Origin of the sequence: Streptosporangium sp. NPDC006930, assembly GCF_040635605.1 — a bacterium.
GTDB lineage: Bacteria > Actinomycetota > Actinomycetes > Streptosporangiales > Streptosporangiaceae > Streptosporangium.
In genome coordinates this window covers 32,972-46,339 of the sequence record NZ_JBEYID010000020.1, presented here as the reverse complement: position 1 = coordinate 46,339, position 13,368 = coordinate 32,972, and the positions used below count along the sequence as shown (strand labels likewise).

General features: G+C 70.5%; 14 protein-coding genes. 12 read left to right on the top strand and 2 right to left on the bottom strand.

The window, feature by feature from the left end; all coding sequences use genetic code 11:
• Positions 1-2 precede the first annotated feature (2 nt).
• Genes ABZ664_RS29410 through ABZ664_RS29390 form a run of 5 tightly spaced genes read left to right on the top strand, consistent with a single transcriptional unit; the run spans position 3 to position 4,956 of the window.
• Positions 3-872 (top strand): 3-hydroxyacyl-CoA dehydrogenase family protein, encoded by an 870-nt coding sequence (locus ABZ664_RS29410; protein WP_362516695.1) that lies wholly within the window; start codon positions 3-5, stop codon positions 870-872.
• Positions 869-1,654, top strand: a complete 786-nt coding sequence (locus ABZ664_RS29405; protein ID WP_362516692.1) for an enoyl-CoA hydratase-related protein — start codon at positions 869-871, stop codon at positions 1,652-1,654. The genes ABZ664_RS29410 and ABZ664_RS29405 overlap by 4 nt, the downstream gene beginning before the upstream one ends.
• Before the next feature lie 49 nt (positions 1,655-1,703).
• Positions 1,704-2,804 carry an acyl-CoA dehydrogenase family protein gene (locus ABZ664_RS29400; protein WP_362516690.1) on the top strand — a complete coding sequence of 367 codons (1,101 nt, stop codon included), beginning with the start codon at positions 1,704-1,706 and terminating at the stop codon, positions 2,802-2,804.
• Entirely contained in the window at positions 2,801-3,946 is a 1,146-nt protein-coding gene (locus tag ABZ664_RS29395; protein WP_362516688.1) for a CaiB/BaiF CoA-transferase family protein, read from the top strand. The genes ABZ664_RS29400 and ABZ664_RS29395 overlap by 4 nt, the downstream gene beginning before the upstream one ends.
• Before the next feature lie 26 nt (positions 3,947-3,972).
• Positions 3,973-4,956, top strand: coding sequence for an NADPH:quinone oxidoreductase family protein (locus ABZ664_RS29390; RefSeq protein ID WP_362516686.1), 984 nt, complete (start codon positions 3,973-3,975; stop codon positions 4,954-4,956).
• Between the two features lie 26 nt (positions 4,957-4,982).
• On the opposite strand, the gene ABZ664_RS29385 is transcribed toward ABZ664_RS29390, so the two are convergent.
• Positions 4,983-5,159 (bottom strand): hypothetical protein, encoded by a 177-nt coding sequence (locus ABZ664_RS29385; RefSeq protein ID WP_362516684.1) that lies wholly within the window; start codon positions 5,157-5,159, stop codon positions 4,983-4,985.
• Between the two features lie 18 nt (positions 5,160-5,177).
• Between ABZ664_RS29385 and ABZ664_RS29380 the strand changes: the two genes are divergently transcribed.
• Entirely contained in the window at positions 5,178-6,371 is a 1,194-nt protein-coding gene (locus ABZ664_RS29380) for a thiolase family protein (protein ID WP_362516682.1), read from the top strand.
• A gap of 2 nt (positions 6,372-6,373) precedes the next feature.
• Positions 6,374-7,228, top strand: a complete 855-nt coding sequence (locus ABZ664_RS29375; RefSeq protein ID WP_362516680.1) for a 3-hydroxyacyl-CoA dehydrogenase family protein — start codon at positions 6,374-6,376, stop codon at positions 7,226-7,228.
• A 19-nt stretch (positions 7,229-7,247) separates the two neighbouring features.
• On the opposite strand, the gene ABZ664_RS29370 is transcribed toward ABZ664_RS29375, so the two are convergent.
• Entirely contained in the window at positions 7,248-7,910 is a 663-nt protein-coding gene (locus ABZ664_RS29370) for an SDR family NAD(P)-dependent oxidoreductase (RefSeq protein ID WP_362516677.1), read from the bottom strand.
• Between the two features lie 64 nt (positions 7,911-7,974).
• On the opposite strand from ABZ664_RS29370, the gene ABZ664_RS29365 reads away from it, so the two are divergent.
• The 5 genes from ABZ664_RS29365 to ABZ664_RS29345 all read left to right on the top strand — a co-directional run bounded on the left by ABZ664_RS29365 (position 7,975) and on the right by ABZ664_RS29345 (position 13,367).
• Positions 7,975-8,784: an IclR family transcriptional regulator gene (locus tag ABZ664_RS29365; RefSeq protein WP_362516675.1), complete on the top strand. Its 810-nt coding sequence runs from the start codon at positions 7,975-7,977 to the stop codon at positions 8,782-8,784.
• Between the two features lie 485 nt (positions 8,785-9,269).
• Positions 9,270-10,067, top strand: a complete 798-nt coding sequence (locus ABZ664_RS29360) for an ABC transporter permease (protein ID WP_362516672.1) — start codon at positions 9,270-9,272, stop codon at positions 10,065-10,067.
• 15 nt (positions 10,068-10,082) lie between these two features.
• A complete protein-coding gene (locus ABZ664_RS29355) occupies positions 10,083-11,138 on the top strand; it encodes an ABC transporter substrate-binding protein (RefSeq protein ID WP_362516670.1) in 1,056 nt (351 codons plus the stop codon).
• A gap of 13 nt (positions 11,139-11,151) precedes the next feature.
• Positions 11,152-12,597, top strand: a complete 1,446-nt coding sequence (locus ABZ664_RS29350; protein WP_362516667.1) for an FAD-dependent oxidoreductase — start codon at positions 11,152-11,154, stop codon at positions 12,595-12,597.
• Positions 12,597-13,367: a hypothetical protein gene (locus tag ABZ664_RS29345; RefSeq protein ID WP_362516665.1), complete on the top strand. Its 771-nt coding sequence runs from the start codon at positions 12,597-12,599 to the stop codon at positions 13,365-13,367. Before ABZ664_RS29350 ends, ABZ664_RS29345 begins: the two co-directional genes overlap by 1 nt.
• Position 13,368 lies beyond the last annotated feature (1 nt).

Below are 13,368 nucleotides of genomic sequence, written 5' to 3'. Positions count from 1 at the left end.
CGATGAACCAGTTCCACAGAATCGGAGTGGTCGGCCTGGGAACCATGGGCGGCGGCATCGCCCAGGTGTTCGCCATGTCCGGCCGCGACGTCGTCGCCGTGGAGGCCGACCGGACACGAGCCGAAGCGGGCGTCGCCGCGATCGGCGCCTTCCTCGACGGTGGCGTGGCCCGCGGCAAGGTGAGCGACGAGGAGAAACGGGCCACGCTCGCCCGCATCACCACCGTCACGTCACCGGGCGACCTGACCGGCGTGGACCTCGTCATCGAGTCGGTGACCGAGAACCTTGAGGTCAAGCGCGAGGTCCTCGCCGCCGCCGCCCTCGCCGTCGGCGACGAGACCCCGATCCTGACCAACACCTCGGCGCTGTCGGTGACCGAGCTCGCGGCCCTGCTGCCCAACCCCGCGCGGGTCGCCGGGCTGCACTTCTTCAACCCGGCACCGGTGATGCGCACCGTCGAGGTGGTTCGCGCCCTGCAGACCGACCAGGGCCTCATCGACCGGCTCGTCACGCTCGTGAACAGCCTGGAGGGCAAGCAGCCCGTCGTCGTGAAGGACCGCCCCGGGTTCCTGATCAACGCGCTGCTCCTTCCGTACCTCAACGACGTCATCCAGGAGTACGACGAGGGGCTCGCCACCGCCGAGGACATCGACCTGGCGCTCAAGCTGGGGCTGGGCTACAGGTCGGGCCCGCTGGAGATGCTCGACATGATCGGCCTCGACGTGCACCTGCACGCCACGGAGAACGCGTACGCCGCCACCTCCGACGACCGCTACGCGCCGCCTCCGCTGCTGCGGCAGATGGTCGCCGCCGGCCGTCTCGGCACCAAGAACGGCAAGGGTTTCCGCGCCGGAGAGAAGAGGACCCGATGAAACCGTCGCACTACGAGGACATCCTCATCGACCTCGAAGGCCCGGTCGTCACGATCACGATCAACCGGCCTGAGGCGGGGAACAAGTTCCGCCACCGGACCTGCCTGGAGCTGTTCGACGCGCTCCAGCGCTTCCGCCTCGACCCCGCCCTGCGCGCCGCGGTCCTCACCGGGGCGGGAGAGAAGTTCTTCTGCATCGGAGGCGAGCACGACCCGGTCACCTCGCTGGACCAGTCGCAGGTCCTGCCGATCGTCGACGTCTACCAGGCGCTCGACACCGTCCCCAAGCCCGTGGTCGCCGCCGTGAACGGGTTCGCCGTCGGCGGCGGCAACGTGCTCCACACGGTGTGCGACCTCACGATCGCCTCGGAGAACGCGGTCTTCCGGCAGGTCGGACCCATGGTGGGCAGCTTCGACGCCGGTTACGGATCCTGGTATCTGGAGGACACCATCGGCCGCAAGCGCGCCAAGGAGATGTGGTACCTCAACCAGAAGTACTCCGCCGAGGAAGCGCTGGCGATGGGGCTGGTCAACGAGGTCGTGCCCGCCGACCGGCTGCGTGAGCGGGTCACCGAGGTGACCCGCGCACTCACCTCCCGCGGTCCGATGGCGATCGCCGGGATGAAGGCCGCGTTCTCGGCTCGCCACAACGGCGTTTCCGGCCAGGCGCGGATGGCCCACGACCAGCAGCTGTCCTTCTACCTGCAGACCCGTGAGGCCCACGAGCTGAGCGACTCGTTCGGCGAGCGTCGCGCGCCCAACCCGGAAAGCTTCTGGTCGTGATGTCGTCTCCGCACCTCACGGCGGGGATCTCCACGCGGAAAGGAACACGATGAGCCGGCTCGGCCCTGCCCTCGACGAGGAGCAGCGCGACCTGGTGGCGATGCTGGACGCCTTCGTCGCCGATCACGACGTGGTGTTGTCCGACGACGCGGACGTCGTCGGCGGGCTCGCGGCCGAGCTCGCCGAACTGGGCGTCTGGACCATCGGTACCGACGAGCGGCACGGCGGCGGCGGAGCCGGCCGTCTCACCACCGCCGTGGCGATGGAGCGGCTGGGACGTGCCTGGCCGGCCCTCGGCTGGGCGGCCACCCAGGCGCACGCGGCGGTCGACGTCCTCGGCGGCGACGACCGGTTCTCCGACGTGGTCGCCGCCGTGCACACGGCCGCCGCGGCGATCGCCGTCGTGGACGCGATGTCGCCGCAGGTACGGCTGGACTGGTCCGCGGAGACGCTCAGCGGTTCCGTGGACCGGATCGATCCGGCCGCCGAGGCCCCCTACCTGCTGCTGCTCGGCGACGACGACACCGCGGTGCTGGTCGGGCCGGAGGCGATGACCGCCCGGCCGCTGGAGCGGACCGGGCTGGGCGGCGCCCTGACACGATCGGTGCGGCTCAAGGACAACGTTCCCGTGGGCGCGGTTCACCGGATGGGGAACGTCGACGTCGCCGCGGCACGGACACGACTGCGCCAGGGCGCCGCGGCGGTCGCCGCGGGGATCGCCGGGGCCGCCGCCGACGCCGCGGCCGCCTACGCCGCGGAGCGTCACCAGTTCGGCGGACCCCTCACCGATCTGCCGACCGTGCGGCAGTCGCTGCTCGACCAGGCGATGCGGACCTCGGTGGCGCTGGCGGTGGCGTTCGCCGCGGACGAGGGCGTCGGGGGCGACCGAGGAGGCAAGGGCGGCGGGGACGTCGAGGGCTCGGTGCGGACACTCGCCGCCGTGCGCCACGCCTGCGACGCCGCGATCGAGGTGGCCGCCGCGGCCCTGCAGTCCCACGGCGGCTACGGCTACCTGACCGAGTACCCCGTCGAACGCCACCTGCGCGACGCGGTCTCGCTGCGCGCGGCGACGGACACCCAGGCCGCCACCGCTCTCACCGCCCGTACCCTCGTCGGTCTGGGGCCGCTCCGTGAGGCCGAGGCGTCATGACATCCCCCGTACCGACCTCGCGGCCTCGGCTCCCCCTGCACGGAGTGAAGGTCCTGGACCTCTCCACCCTGCTGCCAGGACCCCTCGCGACCCTGATGCTGGCCGACGCGGGCGCCGATGTCGTCAAGCTCGAACGGCCGGGCCGCGGGGACGAGATGCGCACCTACCAGCCGCGCTTCGGCGAGGCGAGTGCGAACTACGCGGTACTCAACCGTGGGAAACGGGCATACGCCGCGGACTTCAAGGACCCCGTCCAGCGGGACCGCGTGCTCGAACTCGCCGCCGAGGCCGACGTCGTGGTCGAGCAGTTTCGGCCGGGCGTCGCCGACCGGCTCGGCCTGGGGTACGAGCACGTGCGCGCCGTCAACCCCGACGTCGTCTACTGCTCCATCAGCGGGTACGGCCCGACGGGTCCACGAGCCACCCGCGCGGGCCACGACCTGAACTATCTCGCCGAGTCCGCCCTGCTCGGGGTGAGCGTCGACGGCGCCGGATCACCCGGCCTGCCCGTGACCGTGCTCGCCGACATCGCCGGCGGCACCTACCCCGCTGTCGTCAACATCCTGCTCGCCCTGCGACAGCGGGACGTCACCGGCGACCCGGTCCACCTGCAGATCTCGATCACCCACAACCTGCAGGTCCTCGCGTACGGCTACCTCGCCACCCACCAGGCGGGCGGAGGCTGGCCTCGCCCCGGCGCCGAACTCCTCACCGGCGGCAGCCCGCGCTACCAGGTGTACGAGACCGCGGACGGCCGTCACGTCGCCTGCGCGGCGTTGGAGCAGAAGTTCTGGGACCGGCTGGTCGAGCTGGTGGGACTCGACCCGAGGTTCCACGACGACCACGGGCAGGAGCAGGCCGTGATCGACGCGCTGGCCGGACGGTTCGCCTCCGAGCCCGCCGACCACTGGCGGTCCGTACTCGACGGTGAGGACGTGTGCACCGTCGTCGTCGCGACGTGGGACGAGGCGGTCCTGGCGAACCTCGTCGACATCGACGCGCCCGAGCGGGTGTCCGCACCCGGGACGCGGGACTCGTTCGCGACCCTCCCCAGCCCCATCTCGCCGACGCTACGTCAAGGACCCGGCACCGTGCCCTACCCCGCACTCGCCGATCTGGGCGAAGAGTCGCCCTGGTCCTGACGCCCGACCAACCGAAGGAGACATCCATGCGCGCTGCACTCGTCAAGGAGTTCGGCCCCCCGACCAGCCTCGTCGTCGAAGACGTGCCCGACCCGGTGCCCGGTCCGGGCGAGGTCGTGATCGAGGTCGGTGCGGTCAGCGTCAACTTCCCCGACATTCTCGTCGTCGAGGGCAAATACCAGAACCTGCCGGAACGACCCTTCAGCCCCGGCAAGGAGGCGGCGGGGCGCGTCAAGGCGGTCGGTGAGGGCGTCGAACGGCTCCGGGTCGGCCAGCGTGTCCTGGCGCTGGTCGAGTTCGGTGGCTACGCCGAGCAGCTGCGCGTCCCCGAGGAACTGGTCATGGAGTTGCCCGACGCGATGTCCTACGAGTCGGCGGCCGCCTCCGGCCTCGTCTACTCCACCGCCTACTTCGGGCTGCTGCGCCGAGGCCGGATGAAGGCGGGGGAGACCGTTCTGGTCACCGGTGCGGGCGGAGGCGTCGGTTCCGCCGGCGTCCAGCTCGCCAAGGCGTACGGCGCGCGGGTGATCGCGCTGGCTCAGGACGACGCGAAGGCGGAGCTGGCCCGCCGGCAGGGCGCGGACGTCGTGCTCACCTCCACCCCGGAGACGCTGCGCGACGACCTGCTCGCGGCCACCGACGGCAGGGGCGTCGACGTGGTCCTTGAGATGCTCGGCGGTGACTTCCTCACCCAGATCATCCGGGCGACCGCCTGGGAGGGGCGCATCGTGATCGTCGGATTCGCCTCGGGCGGCCAGAACCCCATCAAGCCGGGACACATCCTGGTGAAGAGCATCAGCATCGTGGGACTCCAGAGCAGCGACTACCGCGACCGGATGCCGGAGCTGATGCGCTCGACCATGGCCGAGGTGTTCCGGTTGTTCGTCGACGGGAAGGTCGACGCGGCGGTCGACACGACGTTCCCGCTCCAGAAGGCCGGCGACGCCCTGCAGTACGTCAAGGAGGGCCGGGTCAAGGGCAAGGTCGTGTTGACGACGGGCCTGGGCTGAGCCTCCCCACGATCAGGCCGCCACGATCAGGCCGCCACGATCAGGCCGCGCCGATCCGCGTGCCCGGCGCCGCGCACCGGGCCGGTGACCAGGCCCGCATCGGGCCCGCCACAGGCCCGCACCGGGCTCGCACCGGGCCCGCCGCAGGCCCGCACCGGGCCGGAAACCGGGCCGGAACCGAGCCCGCACCACGTTCGCACCATGAAGGAAGGACTCCACGGGTGACCGCCTCGTTTCTCTACGCCGCCGTCCGTACGCCGTTCGGCCGTTTCGGCGGCGCCCTCGCCGAGGTACGTCCCGACGACCTGGCCGCGGCCGCGCTCACGGGGGTGCTCGACACGGTGCCGGCGCTGGACCCCGCACTCATCGACGATGTGATCTACGGCAACGCCAACGGCGCCGGCGAGGACAACCGCAACGTCGCGCGCATGGCGGTGTTGCTCGCCGGGCTGCCCACCTCGGTGCCGGGCTCGACGGTGAACCGGCTCTGCGGCTCGTCGCTGGACGCGGCGATGACGGCGTCCCGGATGATCGAGGCGCGTGACGCCGAGGTCGTCGTGGCCGGCGGTGCCGAGTCGATGACGCGGGCGCCATGGGTGCTCCCCAAGCCCAGGCGCGGCTATCCCGCGGGTGACCTCAGCGCGGTCTCCACGACGCTGGGCTGGCGGCTGGTCAACGCGCGTATGCCGAAGGAGTGGACGGTCTCCCTGGGCGAGTGCAACGAGCAGCTGGCCGACAGGTACGGCATCACCCGCGAGCGGCAGGACGAGTTCGCGGCGCGCTCGCACCGGCTCGCCCACGCCGCCTGGGAAGACGGGTTCTACGACGGTCTGGTCGTTCCGGTGGAGCACACCGGACTGCACAGGGACGAAGGCATCAGACCCGACTCGTCCCCCGAGACGCTGGCCGGGCTGAAGCCCTCGTTCCGGCCGGACGGGTCCATCACGGCGGGCAACGCGTCCCCGCTCAGCGACGGGGCGGCTGCCCTGGTCATCGGGTCGGAGGAAGCCGGATCGCTCATCGGTTCCGACCCGGTGGCCCGCTTCGCGGGCCGGGGAGTCCACGCGCTGGATCCTCAGGACTTCGGATTCGCACCGGTCGAGGCGGCCAGGGTCGCCCTGGCGAGGGCGGGGATCGGCTGGTCCGACGTCGGCGCGGTCGAGCTCAACGAGGCCTTCGCCGCGCAGTCACTCGCCTGCGTCGACGCCTGGAAGATCGACCCCGACATCGTCAACACCAAGGGCGGCGCGATCGCGATCGGGCACCCGCTCGGCGCCTCGGGCGCGCGCGTCCTCGGCACGCTCGCCCGGCGCCTCGCCTCGGAAGGGGAGCGCTGGGGCGTCGCGGCCATCTGTATCGGCGTGGGACAGGCCCTCGCCGTCGTACTGGAAAACGTCACCGAAGCAGGGAAGTGATCATGATGCGGTCCAACAGCGCTCCGTCGAAGGTGGGGGTGTACGGCGGCGGGCGTATGGGCGCGGGCATCGCGCACGCGTTCCTGCTGGCCGGGGCCGACGTGCGGATCGTCGAAACCTCGGACGACACCGTACGGGCCGCCCGCGAGCGCGTGGAGGGCAGCGTGGCGAACGCCGAGCGGAGGGGGAAACTCCCCGCGCCCGCGACCGAGCTCCTCTCACGGCTGGTCGTCACCACCGACCACACCCTGCTGGGGGCGTGCGCCCTGGTGATCGAGGCGGTCCCCGAGGATCCCGACCTCAAGCGGCGAGTGCTGCGCGACGTGGAGGAGGTCGCGACGGACGCCGTGCTCGCCACCAACACCTCCAGCCTGTCGATCGACGACCTGGCCCGGAACCTGGCCCGGCCGGAACGCTTCGTCGGCCTGCACTTCTTCAACCCCGTACCGGCCAGCGAACTGGTGGAGGTCGTCGTCGGCACCAAGACCTCACGGGATCTCGTCGCGGACGCGCAGACCTGGGTGACCGCCCTCGGCAAGACCGCGATCACGGTGAGGGACTCGCCGGGGTTCGCGAGCAGCCGGCTGGGGGTGGCCATCGCCCTGGAGGCGATGCGGATGCTGGAGGAGGGGGTCGCGTCGGCGGAAGACATCGACACGGCGATGACGCTCGGCTACAAGCACCCCCTGGGCCCCTTGAGAACGACCGACGTCGTCGGACTCGACGTCCGGCTCGCCATCGCCGAACATCTCGCCCGCGAACTGGGAGCGCGCTTCGAACCTCCCCGCATCCTGCGCGAGCTGGTCGCCGCAGGACACCTCGGGCGCAAGACGGGCAAGGGCTTCTACGACTGGTGAGCCCCGTCCCCGTACGGGGCTAGCCCATCCACATGCCGCCGTTGACGTCGATCACCGCCCCGGTGACCGAGGCGGCGGAGGAGGAGCACAACCACTCGACCGTGCCGGCGATCTCCTCGGGGCGGGTCACCCGGCCGAGGGGGATCTGGCGTCGCAGGGCGTCCATCTCCTCCTCGGACAGGCGGGTCAGCATCGGGGTCGCCACCGGGCCGGGGGCCACCGCGTTCACCCGGATCCCCCTCGCCGCCTGGTCCTTGGCCAGGTGGCGGGTGAGGCCGATCAGCCCGGCCTTCGCGGTGGCGTAGGCGGGTCCTGACAGGCGGTTGCCGCCGTGGCGGCCGTTGACCGAGCTGAACAGGACGACCGAGCCGCCCTCGCCCATCAGGGGGAGCGCCGCCTGGGTGACGACGAGGGCGGAGGTCAGGTTGTCGTCGAGCACCCGGCGCCACTGGGCCAGGTCGAGGTCCTCGATGCCGCCCTCGCCGACGGAGCCGGCGGCGTGGACGACGTTGTCCAGGATCGGGGTGTCACCGAGTGCCTCACGTACCGAGGAGGGGTCGCTCGCGTCGTGGCCGAGGGCTCTGTCGATGACGATCAGGTCGTGACCGAGGGCGCGCAGGCGGTCGGCGCAGGCACGGCCGATGCCACCCGCACCCCCCACCACCAGGGAAGTCTTCGCCATCCGGACATTTGTATCAGGGATGGGTGAGGCCGGACGAGTCGGGGGCGGGCTATGCTCTGAGCTTGTGCGGGCGGAGGAGAGTACGGCGAACGGGACCCCTGCCGACGACGGGCAGACCAGCAGCGGTGTCGAGAGGGCACTGCAGGTGATCTTCGCCGTCGCGGCGGCGAAGGAGCCCGACATCGGCGTCTCCGAGCTGGCCAGGTCGCTCGGGCTGAGCAAGGCGGTGGTCCACCGGGTGGTCCGCACCCTCGTGGCGGCCGACTTCTTCTCCTTCGACGAGCGCACCCGGCGTTACCGCCTGGGGCCCGGCGCGGTGAGCGTGGGCCTGGCGGCGATGGCGCAGATGGAGGTGCCGAGGATCGCCCAGCCCTACCTCGAACGGCTGGTCGCCCACACCAAGGAGACCGCGACCCTCTCGGTGCGGTACGGCACTCAGCGCATGTATCTCACCCAGGTGCTCTCACCGCAGGAGATCCGCATGTCGGTGCAGCTCGGGCGGCTCTACCCGCTCCACGCCGGCGGGTCGTCGAAGGCGATCCTGGCCGCGATGGAGGCTGAGGAGATCCGTGGTTACCTGTCCTCGCAGCAGCTTGAGGCGCTGACCGGGATCACGATCCAGGACCCGGCCAGGCTCGCCGACGAGCTGGAGACCATCCGGCAGCGCGGTTACGCCGTGAGCCTCGGTGAGCGCCAGCAGGGGGCGGCGTCGGTCGCGGCGGCCGTCCACGAGGCGACCGGCCGGGTTTACGGCTCCATCTCGGTCTGCGGACCGGTGAGCCGGCTCAGCGTCGGCAACATCGAGGAGTACGGCCGCCTCGTCCACGAGGCCGCCACCGAGGTCTCCCGCCAGCTCGGTTACCGTTCCTCCTGACTCCGGCGTCTTCCCGGTTCCGCCGTCTCCCCGGTTCCGCCGTCTCCCTGGTTCCGCCGTCTCCCTGGCTCCGCTGCCTTCCCGGCTTCGCCACCCGGTTTCCTGAGCGGAACGCGGTCGATCCTCGGGGCCGGCCGACTGCGGGGCCGGCTCGCCGTTCATGGTCGGCCGCCCCTGAGTGCCCACTGACCGAAACCCTGGACAAGCGCCCGTCGCCGACGCGACGGGCGTCTCTTTTACCTGCTGTTATCACTCTGTGTAGCGATTGATTGTGCACCGGTCACCCTCAGATATGGTGATAAAAGCGTCAAATCGCCCATGCGTGTTACAAACTCGAAAAACCGCGATGGATCCCTTGACCTGCTTTTGGTGCCGCACCTAGCATCACGGTATCCGGTACGGCGTTCCGCCCAGCGATACACCGGGAGCCTGGAGGACAGCACATGTCGACCTCAGTCCGCACTTCAGAGGAGATGCGGCCCCGCGTGCCTCGACGTAAGTGGACCGACACTTCGTTGATGCTGTGGATCACCACCCCTCTGCTGCTTCTGGTCTTCATCGGGGTGTGGAAGGCCTACACCGTGCTGTTCGGCGTCGGGGAGCTGATGCTTCCTCCGCCCGAGACGGTCGGCGCGGCCCTGGTCGAGCTGATGCAGGGCTCGCTCATCTACGAGGCAATCAAGATCACCCTCTACGAGACGCTGGTCGGGTTCGCCCTCGCCGCCGTCGTCGGGGTGGCCCTGGGCATCATCCTCGGCAAGGCCCGCAAACTGGAACGGGTCCTGTCGCCGTTCCTCATCGCCACCCAGGTCGTACCGAAGGTGGCCATCGTCCCGCTGTTCCTTCTGTGGTTCGGCTTCGGGACCACATCCAAGATCTTTATGGCGGCGATCATCGCGTTCTTCGTGATGATGCAGAACACGATCCTCGGGATCCGGTCGATCGAACCCGGTCACCGCGATCTCATGCGCGTCATCCAGGCACCCTGGTGGAAGCGTGTGATCTCCCTGGACATCCCGTCCTCGCTGCCCTACGTGCTCACCGGCGTGGAGCTGGGCATCGTCTTCGCCATCACCGGCGCCGTCGTCGGCGAATACCTCGGTGGCGACGAGGGCCTCGGCGCCCTCGCGACGATGATGCTGGCCGGTCTCCGCACCGACATGCTCTTCGCGGTCGTGATCGTGATGACGGTGCTCGGTTTCCTCCTCTATGCCGTCACCGCGGCCATCCGGAGGTTCGCGATCCCCTGGCACGAGTCGTCCGGCCGTCCCACGTCTCTCTAGAACAGGAACACTTACATGGACCGCCGCAACTTCCTCCGTGGGGCCGGGCTGCTCGTCGCCACCGCCGCCGGAAGCCAGTTTCTCATCGGGTGCTCGTCGGGTGAGTCCGGCGGGGACGCCGCTGCCACCACCGGTCCTTCGGGCGAGCAGCTGCGCAACCTCGTCTACATGACCCCGTTCCAGCACATCATCTCCCACGCCGACGTGTACGTCGCCCAGGCACAGGGGTTCTTCGCCGAGGAGGGCCTGCTGATCACGTCGATCGGCGGTACCGGCACGGCGAGCTCCGTCTCCCAGGTGGCGGGCAAGCAGGCCATGTTCGGCAAGGCCGCCTCCGTCATCACCTGCCCGCTCATCGCCGACCAGGACACCCCGATCGTCACGATCGGCCAGAAGGACCAGATCAGCCAGTACAGCGTCGCGTCCCTGCCGGACAAGCCGCTGACCAGCCCCGAGCAGTGGCAGGGCAAGACCATCGGCGTCATCTCCAAGGGCGGCACCACCGAGTTGCTGCTCGACGCGATGTCGGTCGCCGCGGGGCTCGACCCCACGAAGGTGAAGAAGGTCGTCACCGGCGCCGACGTCGGCTCGCTGGAGTTCCTCAACCGGGGAGAGGTGGATGGCTTCATCACCTTCATCGGTTCCGAGACGGCCTTGAAGCAGCGCAACATCGAGCTGAACTACCTGAACACCGACCTGTTCGCGCCGCTCCCCGGTGACTCCTACTTCGTCACCAGGGAGACCGCGAAGGCCGAGGGCGAGGCGATCACCAGCTTCCTGCGGGCCTGCCGCAAGGCCTGGAAGTTCATGGCGGAGCCCGCCAACACCGACAAGGTGCTGGAGGCCGTGGGCGTGCTCAACGAGATCGAGGTCTCCGACAAGGCGCTCGCCACCGCGAAGGTCGCCGGGGAGGTCAGGGTCAGCACCCCCCCGAACGGTGGTGACTTCCTGTCGATGGACACCGCCGTCTGGGAGAAGGGGATCGAACTGATGCGCAAGTCCGGGATGATCAAGGACACCGCGCGGCCGGTCACCGACTTCATCGACACCTCGTTCATCGACTCCGTGTGAAAGGCCGCTCCTGATGCAGTGCACCACGACCACCGACCTCGTGGTGGTCGGCGCCGGCACCGCCGGACTGCCGGCCGCGATCGAGGCCGCGGCCCACGGGCTGCGGGTCACGGTCGTCGAGAAGGGCGACCGGCCGGGCGGCACCCTGTGGCGGTCCTGGGCACAGCTCTCGGCGGGCGGCACGGCCCTCCAGCGTGCCAAGGGCATCCGTGACAGCCCCGACCTGCACTTCGACGACGTGATGCGGATCAGCAGGAACACCGCCGATCCGGAGCTGGTCCGGCTCGCGGTGAACCACGCGCCCGCGACGATCGAATGGCTGATGGCCTCGGGCTTCGACATGGATCCCGACGCCCCGGCGGTGCTGCACTTCCACGAGCCCTACCTGCTGCCGCGCACCTACTGGGGGCGCGACGCGGGGCGGTCGGTGCTGGAGGTGCTGCTCCCGGCGTTCGAGAAGGCGTGCGCGGCGGGATCGGTGACGCTGGAACTCGGTACCGAACTGGTCGCGTTCCGGACGGCGGAGCGCGGCAGGGTGGCCGGGGTGACGGTCCGGAACCCCGATGGAACGTTCCGGGAGATCGACGCGGCGAACGTGATCCTCACCAGCGGCGGCTACGCGGGCAACCCCGAGCTGTTCCCCCGGCTCACGTCGGGGGCGCCGCTCGCCGGCCCCGCCTCGCCGGGCGCCGAGGGTTCCGGCCTCCTCGCCGCCGTCGACGCCGGTGGCCGGGTGCGCGGTCAGGACCGCTTCCTTCCCACGTACGGTGGGGTGCTGCGGTCCGGCAGCACCTGGGAGACGGTGGGGCTGGACGACTATCCGGCTCTCACCCCGCAGGCGCGGGCCCCGTGGGAGATCCACGTGAACACCCGCGGCGAGCGGTTCGTCGCCGAGGACGCCCCGAGCGTCGACGACCGGGAGAACGCCCTGCTCGCCCAGCCCGAGCTGAAGTTCTGGGTGGTGTACGACGCCGCGATCCGCCGATCGGCCCCGGCGTTGTTCCCCACCTGGGACGAGGCGGAGCTCGACCGGTCCTTCGACGGTCACCCGTCGTTCGTCACCGCGCTCGACCTCACGACACTGGCGCGGGCCACCGGGATGGACCCCGGCGTCCTGGCCGACACCGTGGCCGCCTACAACACGGCCGTCGCCTCGGGCGACGACCCCTTCGGCCGGGCCCATCTGCCCGCGCCGATCGCAGAACCGCCGTACTACGCCGTCCTGAACCACGGCACCACGCTGAAGAGCCCGGCTGGGCTCGCCGTCGACAGCCGGCTGCGTGTCATCGGGCCCGACGGCCCGTTCGCGAACCTGTGGGCCGCGGGCGAGGTCATCGGCGGCAGCACCTTGTCCGGCAAGTCGTTCGTGAGCGGGATGAGCGTCACTCCCGCACTCGGGTTCGGCCGGATGCTCGGACGCCGGGCGGCCGGCGCCACCACCGATCCAGGGAGCATGTGATGTGGAACAGGCCTGATGTCGACTTCGTCCAGACCCAGGACGTGCCGTGGCAGCCCGTCCAGGACGGGGCGTTCGGCGCGGCGCAGGGCGGGCGCAAGCGGTTGCTGAGCCGCGACGCCGGCACGGGCGCGGAGACCGCGATCCACCGGCTGACCGGCCGTCACCAGGGTGTGCTGTCCGCCGGGGTGGACCTGTTCGTGGTCGCGGGGGAGGGGTTGCTCGACGGAGAGCCGCTCCGCACCGGCGACTACGTCTACGCCCGGGCGGGCAGCGCGATCGACCTGGTGGCGTCGGTGCGCGGTCTCACCGTCTACGCCGGCTTCTGGGGTGAGCCTGGCTTCGCCGCCGGCACCGGCTCGGGTGAACCGCTCCTGCGGATCACCCCCGAGCGGGAACCGTGGATCCCGGCCGGGTGGAGCGGTGAGGTGGAGCTCGAAGTCGGGGCGATGTCGAAGACGCTGCGCTCCGACGGCGAGGTCTTCGTCTACCTCGCCGCGATGATGCCGGGCTGGAAGTCGCCCATGGCCGAGGCCCACCCGGTCTACGAGGAGTCGTTCAAGATCTACGGCGACGTGCTGATGGGGCCGCTCGGTGTGATCCGCGAGGGCGGCTACTTCTTCCGCTCCCCGGGGGTCTTCCACGGCCCGCTCTACTCACGCGGCGGGACGATGTCGTTCATCCGTTCCGACGCGGCGCCGACCACCGAGTACCGCGTTCCCGAGCCCGGCAACACCTGGGACGAACTGTCGGAGCGTGCGTATGTCCGCTGAC